This is a genomic window from Virgibacillus kekensis (assembly GCF_042654125.1).
Classification (GTDB): domain Bacteria; phylum Bacillota; class Bacilli; order Bacillales; family Amphibacillaceae; genus Lentibacillus; species Lentibacillus kekensis.
The window spans coordinates 941,064-957,301 of the sequence record NZ_JBHSFU010000004.1 but is presented as its reverse complement, the minus strand read 5'-3'; the positions used below and the strand labels follow the sequence as shown (position 1 = coordinate 957,301).

12 protein-coding genes, 1 pseudogene and 1 riboswitch are annotated in these 16,238 nt (G+C 43.7%); of the genes and pseudogenes, 2 read left to right on the top strand and 11 right to left on the bottom strand.

The annotated features are described in order from the left end of the window. Window positions 1-126 precede the first annotated feature (126 nt). From ACFO3D_RS08815 to ACFO3D_RS08805, 3 genes are all read right to left on the bottom strand, one after another. The gene (locus tag ACFO3D_RS08815) at window positions 127-1,359 is read right to left on the bottom strand and encodes a dicarboxylate/amino acid:cation symporter (protein ID WP_390294910.1); all 1,233 of its coding nucleotides are present in this window, start codon (window positions 1,357-1,359) and stop codon (window positions 127-129) included. 126 nt (window positions 1,360-1,485) lie between these two features. Next, on the bottom strand, window positions 1,486-2,292 hold the full coding sequence (locus ACFO3D_RS08810) for a CAP domain-containing protein (RefSeq protein ID WP_390294908.1): 807 nt from the start codon (window positions 2,290-2,292) through the stop codon (window positions 1,486-1,488). Window positions 2,293-2,380: 88 nt separating this feature from the next. Beyond that, window positions 2,381-2,566: an H-type small acid-soluble spore protein gene (locus tag ACFO3D_RS08805; protein ID WP_390294906.1), complete on the bottom strand. Its 186-nt coding sequence runs from the start codon at window positions 2,564-2,566 to the stop codon at window positions 2,381-2,383. Between the two features lie 134 nt (window positions 2,567-2,700). On the opposite strand from ACFO3D_RS08805, the gene ACFO3D_RS08800 reads away from it, so the two are divergent. Then, a complete protein-coding gene (locus ACFO3D_RS08800; RefSeq protein ID WP_390294904.1) occupies window positions 2,701-3,351 on the top strand; it encodes a class I SAM-dependent methyltransferase in 651 nt (216 codons plus the stop codon). Window positions 3,352-3,439: 88 nt separating this feature from the next. Here the strand turns inward: ACFO3D_RS08800 and ACFO3D_RS08795 are convergent, their stop codons facing one another. The 3 genes from ACFO3D_RS08795 to ACFO3D_RS08785 all read right to left on the bottom strand — a co-directional run bounded on the left by ACFO3D_RS08795 (window position 3,440) and on the right by ACFO3D_RS08785 (window position 9,793). Next, window positions 3,440-5,776, bottom strand: a complete 2,337-nt coding sequence (locus ACFO3D_RS08795) for an immune inhibitor A domain-containing protein (RefSeq protein ID WP_390295499.1) — start codon at window positions 5,774-5,776, stop codon at window positions 3,440-3,442. 323 nt (window positions 5,777-6,099) lie between these two features. Then, the gene (locus ACFO3D_RS08790; protein ID WP_390294901.1) at window positions 6,100-8,484 is read right to left on the bottom strand and encodes an immune inhibitor A domain-containing protein; all 2,385 of its coding nucleotides are present in this window, start codon (window positions 8,482-8,484) and stop codon (window positions 6,100-6,102) included. Between the two features lie 346 nt (window positions 8,485-8,830). After that, a complete protein-coding gene (locus ACFO3D_RS08785; RefSeq protein WP_390294899.1) occupies window positions 8,831-9,793 on the bottom strand; it encodes a bile acid:sodium symporter family protein in 963 nt (320 codons plus the stop codon). Window positions 9,794-9,957: 164 nt separating this feature from the next. On the opposite strand from ACFO3D_RS08785, the pseudogene ACFO3D_RS08780 reads away from it, so the two are divergent. Then, window positions 9,958-10,382, top strand: a pseudogene (locus ACFO3D_RS08780) (FAD-dependent oxidoreductase); the annotation flags it as partial. Window positions 10,383-10,399: 17 nt separating this feature from the next. Here ACFO3D_RS08780 and ACFO3D_RS08775 read toward each other — a convergent pair. The 5 genes from ACFO3D_RS08775 to ACFO3D_RS08755 all read right to left on the bottom strand — a co-directional run bounded on the left by ACFO3D_RS08775 (window position 10,400) and on the right by ACFO3D_RS08755 (window position 15,684). Next, entirely contained in the window at window positions 10,400-11,977 is a 1,578-nt protein-coding gene (locus tag ACFO3D_RS08775) for a Na+/H+ antiporter (protein WP_390294897.1), read from the bottom strand. Between the two features lie 118 nt (window positions 11,978-12,095). Continuing rightward, on the bottom strand, window positions 12,096-12,875 hold the full coding sequence (locus ACFO3D_RS08770; RefSeq protein WP_390294895.1) for an energy-coupling factor transporter transmembrane component T family protein: 780 nt from the start codon (window positions 12,873-12,875) through the stop codon (window positions 12,096-12,098). Further along, on the bottom strand, window positions 12,856-14,505 hold the full coding sequence (locus ACFO3D_RS08765; protein ID WP_390294893.1) for an ABC transporter ATP-binding protein: 1,650 nt from the start codon (window positions 14,503-14,505) through the stop codon (window positions 12,856-12,858). Before ACFO3D_RS08765 ends, ACFO3D_RS08770 begins: the two co-directional genes overlap by 20 nt. Next, a complete protein-coding gene (locus ACFO3D_RS08760; protein WP_390294891.1) occupies window positions 14,502-15,080 on the bottom strand; it encodes an ECF transporter S component in 579 nt (192 codons plus the stop codon). Before ACFO3D_RS08760 ends, ACFO3D_RS08765 begins: the two co-directional genes overlap by 4 nt. Next, window positions 15,073-15,684 carry a YkoF family thiamine/hydroxymethylpyrimidine-binding protein gene (locus ACFO3D_RS08755; RefSeq protein ID WP_390294889.1) on the bottom strand — a complete coding sequence of 204 codons (612 nt, stop codon included), beginning with the start codon at window positions 15,682-15,684 and terminating at the stop codon, window positions 15,073-15,075. The genes ACFO3D_RS08760 and ACFO3D_RS08755 overlap by 8 nt, the downstream gene beginning before the upstream one ends. Before the next feature lie 88 nt (window positions 15,685-15,772). Next, a riboswitch (TPP riboswitch) is annotated at window positions 15,773-15,879 on the bottom strand. Between the last annotated feature and the right edge of the window lie 359 nt (window positions 15,880-16,238).

Sequence of the window (16,238 nt, the reverse complement as noted above, 5' to 3'; positions counted from 1 at the left end):
CTTCTTCACTCCTATTTTTTAGCATGTCCAAAGTATAGGTTATTCTGCCTGAGAAGTCTGTCGGAATTTGGAACTAGTATACAAAAAATTACTATGCCCCTGTGAGCGGGGCATAGCGATTTTTAATCACGATGGCTGGTTTTCAGCACGATTCGCTTCTGTTTTGTTGACAACCGTGGTTCCTGCCAGGTCGCCCGTAACATTTAGAGCTGTACAACCCATCCCAACAAGTACGTCAATCGCAGCTAGGAGACCAACTGCTTCCATAGGCAGACCGAGCTGTGCGAAGACAGTCGCAATCATGATGATTCCAGCACCCGGAACGCCAGCAGTACCGACGGATGCTAACGTACCAACAATTACAACCTGAAGCATATCGGTAAAACTCAGAGGATCACCGACGATGTTTGCAGCAAATGCAGCGGAAACTGCAATCCTGATGGCTGCACCGTCCATATTGATTGTGGCGCCAAGCGGTAGACTGAACCCATAAAGACTCCTGGACAGGTTTAACTCTCTGGCAGCATTCAAGGTAAGCGGCAATGTCCCCGAGCTGCTCTGCGTCACAAATGCCGTAATCATAGGGGTACGCGCATGTTTGAAGAACTGTTTTATGTTTGTTTTGGTTAGGATTAGCAGAATAATATAAAATACCAGCTGAACAAATAATGCAACGTATAGAACGGCAATCATATTACCCAGTTCGAGCAGGGTGCTCAGTCCCTGGTTACCAACAATCTCAGCTACAATCGCAAAGACACCGATCGGCACATACTGGATGATGACCTTCATGATGGACAAAGTAGCCTCATTCAATCCGTTAACAACTTTATATACACTCTCTCCCAATTCAGCGTGTTCGCTTGATGAGCGAAGTGCAGAAATTGCAATGCCAAAAGCAATCGCGGTAAAAATAATTCCCAGTAGATTCAGTTCACTGAAAGCGGTGATAATATTATCCGGTACAATATTTAAAAGAACGCTTGCGAGACCTGGATTTTCTGGAACATTAAACTCCTCTTCGGTATCCAGGGTCATCCCTGTACCTGGGTCGAAAAACCCTGACACAGCAAGTCCTACTATTATTGCTATGGCAGAAGTTGCAAGATAATAAATAAACACCTTTCCACCCATTCGGCCAAGATCTCCCAGTCTGGTCTGGTTGACACCGACTATTAAAGTGAATAACACAAGCGGTACAATCAGGAATTTAAGCAGCCTAATCAATAGGTCGCCAAAAGGCGCCAGTACCGCAGCGTCTTTGCCAAAAATCAATCCAACAATAACTCCAAGTATAAGTGCAATCGTAATCTTAACAATAAGTGATGCTTCTATATAGCCATTCCAGAATTTTTTCATAAGTTTTCAACCTCCCCATAATCCCAACTATTACTATCGGGTTTCTGATGTAAGCATAACATAAAATTGGGACAGGCTCCCGTCCCAGCTCCAAGGCTGGGACAAGGTGCCTGTCCCCTTGTCCCTTTATTTCTTTTGGATAAACATTTGGGTCCAGTAGTTGCCGTCTTCTACGTAACCTACACCGATATGGGTGAAGTTTTCATTCAGGATGTTGGCACGGTGTCCCGGGCTGTCCATCCAACCTCCGACCACCTGTTGTGGTGTCTGCTGGCCACGTGCAATATTTTCTCCTGCGGACTGGTAGGAAACATTGAATTCCTGCATCATGTCGAAAGGAGATCCATATGTTGGACTGTTGTGCGAAAAGTAATCTTTGTTATTCATGTCCATTGATTTCTTTCTAGCAACCTGGCTTAATTTCTTGCTTATCTTAAGTTCAGATAAACCTGCATTTCGGCGTTGCTGATTTGTTAACTTAACTACTGTTGCAGAATATTCACTGAATCCCTGCTGCGTCTCGAATTCATTCAGTCCGGTATCACGATTGCGGTCCCCGTTAAGCTGATCATCCTGATTTTGGCCATTCCTGTTGGGAGGATTATCGCCGCCAGTTATATTACCGTTTCCAAGGTCTCCATCCTCAAAAGGAAATTCCCGGTTTTGTTCATTGTTCCCTGTATTTTGCTCCTCATCTCCGGTTTGCGCTCCCAGGTCCATTCCAGGGTCATCTTCATTCAATCCATTTTCATTATCCCGATTTCCAATATTGCGGGTATTGGGCCGATCGTCACTCGGCTGGTCTGTTGCTGTACTTGAAGCAAACAGCTCTTCCTCTTCCTGCTGTCCTGCTTCTTCATTACCTCCGCAGGCTGCAAGCGTAATTAACACAATACTAAGTAAACATAGTAGAAGTTTATTTATCTTTTTCACCTTAAAGTAACCTCCTTTTGACTTAATTTCTGCTTTTTTTATAAAAATACAAATGGAAAATTAAGCAAAAGGAGGGATTTTTATCTGATTAAAAGGTACCTTGTTCAGAAAGTCCTTTCAGGTCAACCTGCTGCTCGTGGTTCATCTCGTCGAGCGGAAATACAGTTGCCATTTCACTGTTGTGAACTTCCTTTATATAAACCGGGATTCCCCGGTAGCTCACATTTACCATCGCAAGTGAGTCAATAATCTCTTGTGCACGCTGATTATCCATAATGCTCTAACTCCTTTATCAGGTGGTATGTATATTTTTAGCTGAGTGCAGGCGGATATACGAGGAGGAAAAAACCATTTTTAAAATACCTGTGTTAAAATAGAACGAAAATAATAATGTTAGCGGTGAGCATATTGCTAGAGGATACAGGTGAACGAGTTATTCCTGAAAAAATGAAAATAACAAATGAATTATTGATTGAGCATGTTGCAAGGTATCACTTTGCCAGGGAGCATGCGTATGGACGCGTGCTCGATTTTGCGTGCGGTTCAGGGTACGGAGCTCATATTATTATCAAGAAGAGCAAGGGCCGTGTGAATGAAGTGGTTGGCGTCGATATTGACCTTGAGTCAGTGAAATATGCAAAAGCAACGTATTTTCATCACAACTCAACCTTTATGGAAGCTGATGTAACGGATCCGGAATTGCCGGAGAAGTTGGGGCAGTTTGACTGTATTCTTAGCTTTGAAACAATTGAACACATTGAAGATGAAAAGCGGTTTTTAAGTAATATATACAGGATGCTGAAGCCTGGAGGGACGCTGATTATGTCCACGCCTTTTGGAGAGGGACGCGGTGTTCCTAGCGGTTACCCATTTCATGTACATCAGCTTACAAAGGGAGAGTTCAGAAATCTTTTTGAGGAGTATACGAGCAGTGAGTTTTATTTTCAAAAAGGTGCACTGATCATGCCAGCTGACTTTGGTGCGGAGCGGAACAGGGGGACAGGCTCCGTGTCCCGGGTCAAGCACTATCCAGTCGGCATAGCGGTTTGTAGGAAATGAAGTGGGACATCGGGGTCTGACCCCGTGTCCCACTTCGAGGAATAAAAAACCTACCTTCAGGGAAAATGAAGGTAGGTTTTATTTATGCTTATTTGAAGATCAACACTTCACCGACTGTGCCGTCTTCGCTTTGTCCTGTAACCCGGAATTTGAGACCATATTCCGGCACGTTACGTCCAGCGTCCACAAGACCTGGATTGCTCCAGTCCGAACTGTCATCGAATAATGGTGTCTGTTTCGTATAATTATCTCTCATTGTAAATAAATCAGGGTAATCTAGGAACATTTTTTCAGTCTTTTCATAATGGAAAGCAGCATCATGCAACTGATAGCGTGTAGAACCAACTGCACCATCGCTCCAGTAATTTGCATGCTGGTCCGCATCCACTACACCGAGGAATCCTTCGCCAGGGTGTACACCAGTCCAGTTGTTGTCATACGACTCATCAACATACCAGACAACAAGACCAGGGTCGTAGCTCATCAGGCTGGCGCCACGGCGAATATGAGCTAACCCTTCATCTACACCGTTATGGGTTCTCCACTCAAGAAGGTAGTAATGATTAGTTGTGTATTTACCATTGTGCTTTTCAAATCCTTCTAGGGTGAACTTTGGTTCTCCCTCAGCACCATCAGAGAATACCTCACTACCATCTGCAGTGACAGAAACATTATCTGCAAAGAATCCGTCCAGATTAGTAGCCCAGTCGGTCATCGAACGGAACTGAAGCTGGATTTCCTGCCCTGCATATTCACTGATATCGATTGTTTCATGAACCCATCCATTACTTGATCCTGTGTATCCTGGGAGGTTTTCCTTGATTGCAGGATAGCCCTGTGGGTGAATCACATCAGTGGTTCTTTCACTGGATAATGAAGTCCAAGTTGCTCCTCCATCGGTCGAGACCTGAACCATCGCAAAGTCCCAATCCTGCTCAATGTTGAACCATGCATCAAAATCAAGCGTTGCATTAGTGGCATTTGTAAGGTCGACAGTTGTAACCATTTTATTGTCAACTTCATCGCCCTTACCACCGTAGTACTCAAAAGCTCCTTCTGCAGGTGTGTTTAAGACATTAACTTTATCAGGAAGGTTAACTCGTACTGCATCATTGTTTGTACCCTTTGTAACTGCTTCGTCAAGTAGTACAGTTGTACCTTTATTTGTTATTTCGTCCGAATGTAGGGTAGCGCCGCTCAACCAGTTACCTCCATGCCATTCCTGCAGTTTTTCTTTGGCATAAGCACTGAAACCAGGAGGTTCAGTTCCAGGAATATCTCCAGCCCAGCTGCCGCTAGCCATTACGGACCAGTAAGCAACAGCTTCACCTGCACCACTGTAGATAGTATCATATTCATCAGGAAGGCCTAAATCATGACCATACTCGTGAATAAATACCCCGGCAGCACCGTCTTCAGGCTCGATTGTATAATCGTAAGCTCCTAATAATCCCCCGAAACGGTCGCTATCAGAAGTACCACCTGGAACAGCTATTAATCCACCAAGGTTCCAGCGGTGTGACCAAATCGCATCGCCACCAAGAGAGCCACCACCAGCTTCTTCACCTACGCCGGCATGAATTACCATCAAGTGATCGATTATACCATCCGGCTCATTGTAGACACCGTCACCGTCATAGTCATCACGGTCCCAAACGTCATATTCGCTTAAATCGACATTAGGATCAGCCCCCGCTTTAGATAGTGCTTCGTAAACCAATTCCCTTGGACGTGCATCATTTCCGTCAGGTGCTGGATAATTACCACCATAATACGCAGCCGGATTATCTGCAGTATACCAACCGGCTACCGTACCATCGACAGTATAGCTTCCACCTGACTGCTTTTCGTAATATTGTTTCATTGATACAAGATTTTCGCCGTTCGGTCCTTCATACCCTTCACTTCCAAAAACCATATCCTGAAAATGTGATAGTGGGTAATTTTCGTACCACATATCCGTTTCCTCTTTGGTAATAGAACTGTGATTGTAGTCTGGAAACTCAATGGCAAGTACTAATACTTTATCACTGCGGTTCTCTCCGTCGTATGGATCAGTTACAGAGGGGTCTGTATTATTTCTTTTAGCAATTCCTAATTTATTTCCTTTACCGTTATTGAACCCTTTTGGTAATTCATCAAGTGTTTTTCCAGCATTTGAGGATTTCTTCTTTAAATATTTCCCTAAAACATTTTGAGCTTCAGCAGGAGAAGTACCTTTGGCAATTTTACCTTCTCTTTTCAGCATTTCTATTAATCTGTCGTCATTGGCAATACTAATATCAAAGGGTGCTCCTGAATGTTTTGCAAGTTTTTCGGATAAATCAGCATCTGCATCACCTGAAGATACTGATTCTGCGCTCACGCTTCCTAATCCTAATGATAGTGCGAGCGTTGCTGAGAGGAGTAGTCCTTTCTTCTTCATAACCATGTAACGCCTCCTATACTGTTTTTGGGTAAGTAAACCTTTTGACCTATTTAGATGCCTCCTTTTGCAAAAAAATAGTAAGACAAGCATGAATCATTTATATGATAATATCATTATTGAATATTGTAAATATTTAAAACATTATACGACAAAAGAAGTGATAATATCGCCCAATCAGCCATAATAATGGTCCTTAATAACTGACAAACTGACAAGAAAAAGTGGGACATCGGGGTCTGACCCCGATGTCCCATAAAGACCCCGTGTCCCACAAAAAACCTGCCATTCGCAATGGGAAGGCAGGTTCTATCAAGCTAGATTTACTTAAAGATCAATACTTTACCAACTGTACCGTCGTCGCTCTGACCGGTTACACGGAAGTTAAGTCCGTATTCAGGTACGTTCCGGCCAGCGTCAACCAGACCTGGATTGCTCCAATCGGCGCTGTCACTGAACAGTGGAGTGCGTTTTGTAAAGTTGTCTGTCATTGTAAATTGTCCTGGATAGTTCAGGAACATTTTTTCAGTTTTCTCGTAATTGAAGGCCGCGTCGTGAATCTGGTAACGAGTTGAGCCAACTGCTCCGTCACTCCAGTAAAGGGTGTGCTGGTCGGCATCTACTACACCAAGGAAGCCATCCCCAGGGTGTGCGCCAGTCCAGTTGTTGTCATACGATTCATCGACATACCAAACAACAAGACCTTCATCATAGCTCATTAGGCTTGCGCCACGACGAATATGAGCAAGACCTTCGTCAACACCATTGTGGGTTCTCCACTCAAGCAGGTAGTAATGGTTAGACGTGTACTTACCATTATCTTTTTCAAATCCGTTTAGATCAAATACTGGTTCACCTTCTGCTCCGTCAAAGAATACTTCTTCGCCGTCTGCAGTTACGGTTACATTGTCTGCGAAGAATCCATCCATGTTGGTTGCCCAGTCAGTCATATAACGGAACTGGATTTTGATTTCCTGTCCAGCATATTTGCTTAGGTCGATAGATTCGTGAACCCATCCATCACTTGAGCCAGTGTATCCTGGTAGATTTTCCTTGATTGCAGGATATCCATTAGGATGAATTTCATTTGTAGTTCTTTCAGTAGCCAGTGATTCCCAGGTTTGTCCACCATCTGTAGAAACTTGAACCATAGCGAAATCCCAATCAGATTCAATGTTATACCATGCATCGAAATCTAGTGTTGCAGAAGTTGCGTTTGTCAGATCGACACTTGCAACCATTTTGTTATCAATCTCATCGCCTTGTCCGCCATAATACTCAAAGTTACCTGCAGCAGGGGTGTTCAATACATTTACCTTGTCTGGAAGGTCAACTCGTACAGCGTCATTGTTTGTACCTTTAGTTACTGCCTGGTCCAGAAGAACGTTTTTACCTTCGCTTGTAATATCATCAGCATGAAGGGTTGTTCCGCTTAACCAATTTCCACCGTGAAGGTCTTGCAGCATTTCTTTTGCAAAAGGACTCATACCAGGTGGTTCTGTTCCTGGAATATCTCCAGCCCAGCTACCAGCAGCCATCAACGACCAGTATTCAACTGCTGCACCAGCGCCACTGTAGATAGTGTCATATTCATCCGGAACACCAAGATCGTGTGCATATTCGTGGGTGAACACACCAGCTGCGCCATCTTCAGGCTCGATAGTGTAATCGTAAGCAGCCAAAAGACCACCGAAACGGTCACTATCAGACTCGCCACCTGGAACTGCAATCAGTCCACCAAGGTTCCAGCGGTGTGACCAAATGGCATCGCCACCAAGTTTACCGCCGCCAGCTTCTTCACCGACACCAGCATGGATTACCATCAGGTGGTCAATGATACCGTCTGGCTCAGCTTTTACGCCATCGCCATCATAGTCGTCACGGTCCCAAACGTCATATTCACTTAAATCAACATTAGGATCCTGTCCAGCTTTAGTAAGTGCTTCATATACCAGTTGTCTAGGTCGTGCGTCACTTCCATCCGGAGCAGGATAGTTGCCACCGTAGTATGCTGCAGGATGATCCGCAGTGTACCAGCCAGCTACGTCTCCTTCGACAGTGTAGCTGCCGCCGGATTGTGCTTCAAAATACTGTTTCATGGAAGTAAGGTTTTCGCCGTTCGGTCCTTCATAACCATTGTCACCGAAAATCATATCCTGATAATGGGAAAGTGGATAGTTCTCATACCACATATCTGTTTCGCTTTTTTCAATCTTATTATGTGCATAATCAGCGAAATCGATAGCAAGTACGAGTACTTTATCCTTACGTACTTCACCATTATATGTTTCTTCTTCCACTGAATCTACGTCAGCATTTTTAGCCTGTCCAAGTTTATTACCTTTACCTTCTTTCAGACTAGGACTGTTGCTTTTATCATCTTTAAGCGGATTTCCAAGAGATTTCCCTGGTACTTCCTCACTTCGCTTGGAAGTATTTTTCGCTTTTGCTGCTAAGTAATTGCTTAACGCTTTTTGCGCTTCAGCCGGTGTAGCATCTTGTGCGATGGTTCCATTTTCCTTGAGCATTTTGATCAGTTTCTCATCGTTCGCAATGCCCAGGTCAACTGGTGAACCAGTATAGGCTGCAGGTTTTGCAGTTAGTTCTGGTCCGTTGTTTACAACAGGTGTTGTATCCGCATTGACGATTCCCAAACCAAGGGATAAAGCCAATGTCGTAGAGAAAATTAACCCCTTCTTCTTTACCATAAAACTCCTCCTATAAGATATTGTAAGATTGCTACTTTAAAAGAATTTTCTTTTGGTAGCCCCCTTCATAAAAAAAGAATTTATCCAAAATGTGGAACAGTTTAATAGTAAAATAATTGTAGAATATTGTAAATATTGTAACTGTTATATTACAAAAGAGGCGATAAATTACCTATATAGAATTAGGTATATAGTCATTATGTGTTCTTGTTTAGTGAGTCTATTTATCTATAAAACGACTTGGCATTGACTACCTAAAAAAGTTTCTTTTAATACGATCCCATAAAAAAGAGGCTGTCTCAAAAGGTAGATTTAACCTTGTAGAGACAGCCTGTTGATCATATAACTATGCTGATTTCTTCTTATTTTCTTCGTCACTTTCTTTCTCTTGTTTTTTTCTAAAGATTGTAGCTATGATCGGCCCTGAAATGTTGTGCCACACGCTAAAGATTGCACTAGGAACAGCGGCGATCGGACTGAAGTGGATTGCTGCTAATGACGCACCGAGCCCTGAGTTTTGCATCCCAACTTCAATCGACACAGCGCGTTGTTTTGTTGGAGTCATTTTAAATAGTTTACCAAGTCCATATCCAATTAGATAACCAAGGCCATTATGGAGGACTACAATCGCAAATATGAGGGCACCTGTTTCGGCTATTTGTTCCTGACTGGTACTAACCACAGCAGCAACAATGGCAACGATAGCTATTACCGACACAAGAGGCAGTGCTTTAACCCCTGCTTCAATTTTTTTGCCAAATAAGTATTTTACTAGAAGTCCAAGCAAGATTGGAACAAGCACAATTTTTACGATGGACCAAAATAAAGCCCCTGCTGAAACTGGAAGCCACTGACTCGCAAATAACAATACCAAAACAGGCGTTAATAACGGTGCTAACAGCGTTGAGACAGCGGTGATGGAAACAGATAATGCCGTATCTCCCTTAGACAAATACGTCATAACGTTCGATGATGTACCACCCGGACAACAACCAACAAGGATAACCCCGACCGCAACTTCTGGTGATACGGGTAGGAGAGTAGCGAGTGCAAATGCAAGCAGTGGCATGATTGTAAATTGTGCACCTACTCCTATTGCCACATCCTTGGGTCGACGAAATACTTCTTTAAAATCATTGGCGGAAAGCGTGAGGCCCATACCAAACATAATTATTCCAAGAAGCGGAACGATATAGGGTGCAATCCAGGTGAACCCGGTTGGAAGAAGGAATGATAAGACAGCGAAAAGTAAAACCCACACTGCAAATGTACTTCCGACAAAATTACTGATTCTTTCTAATACCCTCATTTTTCATTCTCCTTTTTTAAATATTTTAATAGCATACAACACTATTAGCAGCATGTGAAGTATTTTTTCTTAAAACTTCAACAAATGGGTCGAATACCCTCTATTCACTTATTTAAATAGTTGGAATATTATTAAATAAACAGATTTAAGAGAGAGGAAGTATTGTGGCGGGCTATGGTGTGATTGTTGTCGGCGCAGGTCTTGCTGGTCTCGTTACGACGAAGGAACTGGCTGACACTGGAAAAAAAGTGCTTCTAGTAGACCAGGAGCCGGAAGCGTCATTCGGTGGACAAGCATGGTGGTCATTTGGCGGGTTATTTTTAATAGATTCACCGGAACAGCGGAGGATGGGGATAAAAGATTCACGTGAATTTGCCTGGCAAGATTGGGTCGGTACGGCTGGATATGACCGGTTGGACGATGGGGACTATTGGGCACGTAAATGGGCGGAAGCGTATGTCGATTTTGCCGCTCGAGAGAAGCGCCAGTGGTTCCGTGAAATGTGCGTTAAGTTCTTTCCGGTAGTGGGCTGGGCCGAGCGTGGCGGTTATGACGCATAGGTCCATGTAACTCAGTACCTAAGCTTCATAACCAACACTCTCTTTTCTAATGTTCACTCTCCAGTTCTGCCAGCTGGTCCATAATCTGTTCAATAACATCATCAGCAACTTCATTCGAAATGATGTCTTCTTTGTTTAGTTGCTGTACTGCTTCATGCTGGGCGTAAAGCGAATGGCGTATGACAGTATTTTGCTGCTTTTCCTTTAATTCAGGATGTTCTTCAAAGAGATGCTCAATTTTACCCTGGATATTATCCAATTTTTCATGATAGTCATCAAAAATCTCTTTTGTTACTGCGTCTGCAATCCTGAGATTTTGTTTTACCTGGGAAATTTCTTTAATTCCGCTTTCAAACCTGTACGCTTGGGCCAGTAAGGCTTCATATTCTACATAACCTTTCTCCTTCTTGTTTACACCCATCCAGTTCACTAGGGGTTGTATGGTAAGACCCTGCCCGACCAGGGAAAAGAGCACAACACTGAAAGCGACAATCAGAATATCTTCACGTCCGGCGAAGTCTCTTGGAAGGCTGAGGACCAGAGCGATCGACAGGGAACCCTTTAGACCACCCCAGTTAAGTGTATGTTTCCAGGCAGTTGGAATATTTTTTGTGAATAATGTACTGGTGTAAACGGCAATACTTCTGGCGACGAGGACAATTAATATGCCAAGGAAGATAAGAGACCATTTGTCAGCCATACTAATCCGGGTGATTTCCAGGCCAACCATCAAAAATACAAGTGAATTGGCAAGCAGCGTAATAACATCCCAAAAATTGCTGATATTCAGTTTCGTGGTGGGACTCATACCGATTTTCGCTCCGTAATTTCCTAAAATAAGTGCGGAAACCACAACTGCGATTACCCCGGAAGCATGAACACTTTCCGCCAATAGAAATACACCGTAAAAAAGTATAATACTGAAAATGATTTCGAGTGGATAGTCATCAAATTGCTTTGTTATCCGGGAGATGACATATCCGGAAACTCCTCCGATCATCACTCCTAGTGCGACCGCTTGTACGAATTCCCATACGCCAAGTCCTACCCCTTCAACCCCCATTCCTAAATAAGAAAGCAGGGAGAAAGCAGATATGTTAAAAAGCACAACTGCTAAACCATCGTTAAACAAACTTTCCCCTTCAATAATGGTGGAAAGCCGCTTATTCACCCCGAGGTTTTTGAATATCGATAAAACGCTGACAGGGTCTGTTGCACTCATAACCGCCGCAAACACAAAGGCAGCTGGAATGGAGAATTGCAATAACCACATGGATGAAAATCCAATGACGATAAACGAGAGAAAGGTTCCACCAAAGGCTAGTGTCAGTATAGGTCGTTTATTTTCATACAAATGGGAGAACGGCAGTTTTAGCGCGGCTTCTCCCAATAGTGCCGGCAGGAATAACGTGATAACAGCAAAGTTAAAGACCTCCCCCTCGGTAATAAACTCTTTTAACGGTGTAAGAAACGGAATGTTTATCATGCCGATAACTGCACCAATTATCACTAGTGCAATGGGGTAAGGTTTGTTAAATTTCATAGCAATTGCGGTAATACAAGCAGCAATTATTACAAGGATCAGAGCAAGTGAAAATAGATGATGAAGATCCAAATCATGCACAGCATTCGCCTCCTTCAATGTCTTTTTATTTTAACCATCATAGCATTCATCTTTTCCAATATCATGAAAAATACCATTAATTTAACAGGAAAAAAGCCGGTTTAACTAAAACCGGCTCTCAAAGCTCCCCACTATACCATTTAAAGTAACCAAGATACCATGATACTCCTGCTGCAAGAAGGACGGTAATGATCATACAGCCTAAAAATAACCAATCCTTTGCTTTGACCGTGAATTGTCGGTAGAAGGTACGGTTCTTTTCCCCGGTAAATCCCTTTGATTCCATCGCCATTGCGGTTCGCTCTGCCTTTCGGATTGCGCTTGCCAGTAATGGAATGGAAAACCTTTTAAACTGGCTGAGTTTTCCGCGTAATGTCTTTTCCTGATTGTATCCCCTTATCCGATGGGCGGCGCGGACCAAGAATAATTCATCCTTCATCATGGGCAGGAATCGGTATCCGGCCAGGACTCCATAAGCAATTTTAGGAGGAAGTCTCAGCTGCTGAATCAGGCTTAAAATGAAGTCCACTATATTTGTTGTGAAAATAAACATTAAAGATAAAGCCGCCACGCTAAGAACCCGGAGCGATAGGGCAAGCGCGGTGATAAAGGATTCTTCCGGAAAGCTGAAGCCAAAAATTGTGAGGCGTTCAGCCGGATTGTCCGGCGTATCAGCAAAAACGATTGTCGTCCAAAGCATTCCAAATGCAATAATGGTGAACGGAAGAAAGTACAAGGCATACTTTTTAATGCTGATTTCCCCTCCGAAAAAGGTTAGTGTAATGGTGAACACCATAAATAAAAAAGGGGTAATTGGATCAAATACCAATGCAAGCAAAATTACGACTACTACAATGGATACTGCTTTGATGCTTGGATTAAGGTGATGCAGAAACATATTCAGCATTCCTTTCAGACAGGTGTTGGAGCTGGACCTCAACCGGAAGTTCCAGTTGCCAGCCCTGCAATGTGGATTCTGGCTGCTGCCAAAGCTCCAATGGATGACAATCCGCAGCAACTCTTCCCTGATCCAGTACAATAACACGATCTGCATAGTGATGAATGATTTCCATGTCGTGCGTAATCATAACAATCGTGGTGTCCTGCCTATTCCGTTCCTCGAGCAGATCCATTAGTTCGCCGGTTGAGTGCGCATCCTGCCCGAAGGTTGGTTCGTCAAGAATCAGCATCTTCTGATCATCAACAATCATGGTTGCTACGCTAAGTCTGCGTTTCTGACCCTGACTAAGCGCATAAGGATGTTCATTCTCCAGCCCGGTTAACCCGCAAACCCCAAGAATGTCCGTAACCGATTTCTGAATTACTTCATCTGCAGCCTCTTTTATCCGGAGACTGAAGGCCACTTCCTCATAAACGGTATCCGTGACAAACTGATGCTCCGGATTCTGGAAGACATATCCGATTTCCCGGCGTAAATCTGCCTCATTCCATTTTTCAAGTGGCTTATTTTTTAGCATGATATTCCCGGTACTGGGCTTCTGAATCCCAGCAAGAATCTTGGAAAGGGAGGTCTTGCCACTGCCATTCGCGCCGGCTATCGCTATAAATTCCCCTTCATGAATCTCCAATGAGATATCCTCAATTATTTTTCTTTTTCGTTTTTGCCATGATAGATTGGATGCTTTTAAAAAGACTTCCCGTTTACGTTTATCGGGTATTTTTTGCCGTTCGAATGAAATCCAGTTACTGGAAACCTCATCCATAGTTAAAGGGATAGATTCCGGATTATGCGCCAAGGCATACTGCGTGATTCTTGGCAGCCAGATTCCCTGCTCATATAGACTAGGCAGAATCGCCTTGACCCCGGCCCGGAGTGAACCATCATAAAACACTTCACCATTGCGGTTAAGCAACAGACTGCGGTCCATAAATTCCATCCATCCGTCCAGCTGATGTTCAATGACAATAAGTGTGAAATCCTGCTGCAATTTCAGATTCTGAATCGTCCGCATTAAATCTTTGCTTGCAACGGGGTCAAGGTTTGCTGTCGGTTCATCCAGTATTAGCAAGTCCGGTTCCATCGCCAGAATACATGCCAATGCAAGTTTCTGTTTTTGCCCGCCGGATAGTGTAGCAACCTCTGTATTCCTGAATTCATGCAGATTAACAAGCTTTAGGGCATCCTCGATTTTTTCGCCTATTTTCTCGCGGGGAGTATTTATGTTCTCGAGGCCAAATGCAATCTCATCCTCCACCGTCAACATGCAAAATTGCGTTTCCGGGTCCTGAAATACTACCCCCACATAACGACTTAGTTCGCCTGGCTGAAATGCGGTAGTTTTTTTACCATGGAAAAAAATCTCCCCGCCAAGTTCCCCGTCAAGCTCACGGGGATACAACCCATTCAGGCAAAAGGTCAATGTGCTTTTACCGCAGCCACTTGGCCCCAGCAGTAAAAGTGATTCTCCCTTATCCAGTTCAAAATTAATACCGGAAAGGGTGTTTTGTTCCCGGGTTTCAAATCGCAAAGATAAATCCGATACACGTAATAATGGCTTGGTGCTCATGCGGTCCGCTTCTTTCGGTATTCTTTTCCGAGGGCATAGCTGGAAAGCACTCCAGTTTTCGCAAGCCCATCACTTATCGCTTTTCCAAGCAACCCGGAAATCAGTGCACCACTAATGATTCTGGCAATGAACATTGCTGTAACATACCCAGTGGATAATGCAGCAAAGCCACCCAGGAAATACCCGTAAACAAAGCTGAACACCGCTGCTCCGACACCCGACGCCATCAGAACCCACGTATGATAGTTTTTCCAGCGGGTCATCGCAAACGCTGCCTCAGCGCCGAGTCCCTGAACCATGCCCGATACAATCAGCATCGGACCGACCGCATTACCGAGCAGCACTTCGACCATCGCGGCAATGGTTTCGGACATAAACGCTGCACCCGGTTTCCGGATAATGTACGCCGCAATAATGGAAACGATAAACCAGATTCCGAAAATAAGGTCGTACCCAATCGGGCCAAAAAATCCCACGAGAACCTTGCCGACCGGAAGAAATGCCAGGTATACGACGGCAAAAACCACAGCTAATGCTGACATGACAACGATTTCTTTAAAGCGCCAGTTATTCATTGTTGCTGCCTCCTTTGTGGGATGGGCTGTTCGCTGAGATAGATACCGTCATAACCGTATGGCTTGATCCGCCTTCAACGGTGGCCTCGAATACTTGCTGAAGACCTTCAAATATTTTAACCGAATGACCATCAAGCCTTGTTGCATAGTGGGCATGTGATACATCGACATGTTTTTTCATTGCCTCAATCTGATTCATAATAATATCCATATAATTGCCACCCCCAAGCGGATACAATGAAAATTTGGCCGCAACCGGCTGGTGGATTTCTTTTACCTGCTCGTGGTTTGCCGGAGCATCATCCTCTGCCAGATAGACATCACCCGCTGAATCTCCCGGACATCCAAGTGAATACGTTGCTTCAAATGCTACATGCTCACCAGTCTCCGCTGCATGGATGAAGATTGCCTTGGTCACATCAAAAACATGCGTTAACTTTCCTCGTACCGTTGTTGTTACATCATCCGTATTCATCCATACTTTTGAGGTATCTGCTTTTTCGAGAGCTCCCGTAATAATTTCGATAAATCTGTCGCTCATCGGGTGAACTGAAAAGCTGCACCCCGCGATTCCCGTACCGCCACTGCATTGCTGATTTGCCATACTGAATTCCTCCTCTATTTTTTTCAAATAAAAAAACTGCATCCCGGGGGAATGCAGTCTGAATGTATATATAGTAAGAATCCAAATACATGCGTCGACCACACTTCCCCACGCTGGTATTATCCAGATCGGGTGCCAAGGGTCAGAACAATACAGTTCCTCTCAGCCGCTTTCACAGCTCCCCTAGTGCAAGGTTAATATGCAGTTTTCTATATTTATCTTAACGAGAGGTTTTGAGATTGTAAAGGTTAAAGATTATTATCACAGAATCAGCTGAGATCATAAGTCCTGTAATCTGCAGTCTCATCACCTGTCTCCCCGGGCATCACGGTCTAAAGGAATTTTGCCTGGTCGGATTCGGGTCGATAAAAGAGAAGTCGAGAAAATCATATCATCCCTGTTCCCCTTTACCAGGGTCGTCCGTATTTGGGGTGAAAAGATTAGAAGAGTGAAAGAAGTAATTAATAATATTTGCATAGAATGTAATAACAAACCGTTAAAATAAATTTTTGATAAATCTATATCCCCCAGGATTTATCTGTAAGGAGAGAGGA

What these genes read in the sequence shown, in the direction of transcription:
- ACFO3D_RS08815 (WP_390294910.1), bottom strand. Translation starts at nt 1,359, where the DNA reads ATGAAAAAATTCTGGAATGGCTATATAGAAGCATCACTTATTGTTAAG.
- ACFO3D_RS08805 (WP_390294906.1), bottom strand. Translation starts at nt 2,566, where the DNA reads ATGGATAATCAGCGTGCACAAGAGATTATTGACTCACTTGCGATGGTA.
- ACFO3D_RS08795 (WP_390295499.1), bottom strand. Translation starts at nt 5,776, where the DNA reads ATGAAGAAGAAAGGACTACTCCTCTCAGCAACGCTCGCACTATCATTA.
- ACFO3D_RS08790 (WP_390294901.1), bottom strand. Translation starts at nt 8,484, where the DNA reads ATGGTAAAGAAGAAGGGGTTAATTTTCTCTACGACATTGGCTTTATCC.
- ACFO3D_RS08785 (WP_390294899.1), bottom strand. Translation starts at nt 9,793, where the DNA reads ATGAGGGTATTAGAAAGAATCAGTAATTTTGTCGGAAGTACATTTGCA.
- ACFO3D_RS08770 (WP_390294895.1), bottom strand. Translation starts at nt 12,875, where the DNA reads ATGTTTCTGCATCACCTTAATCCAAGCATCAAAGCAGTATCCATTGTA.
- ACFO3D_RS08765 (WP_390294893.1), bottom strand. Translation starts at nt 14,505, where the DNA reads ATGAGCACCAAGCCATTATTACGTGTATCGGATTTATCTTTGCGATTT.
- ACFO3D_RS08760 (WP_390294891.1), bottom strand. Translation starts at nt 15,080, where the DNA reads ATGAATAACTGGCGCTTTAAAGAAATCGTTGTCATGTCAGCATTAGCT.
- ACFO3D_RS08755 (WP_390294889.1), bottom strand. Translation starts at nt 15,684, where the DNA reads ATGGCAAATCAGCAATGCAGTGGCGGTACGGGAATCGCGGGGTGCAGC.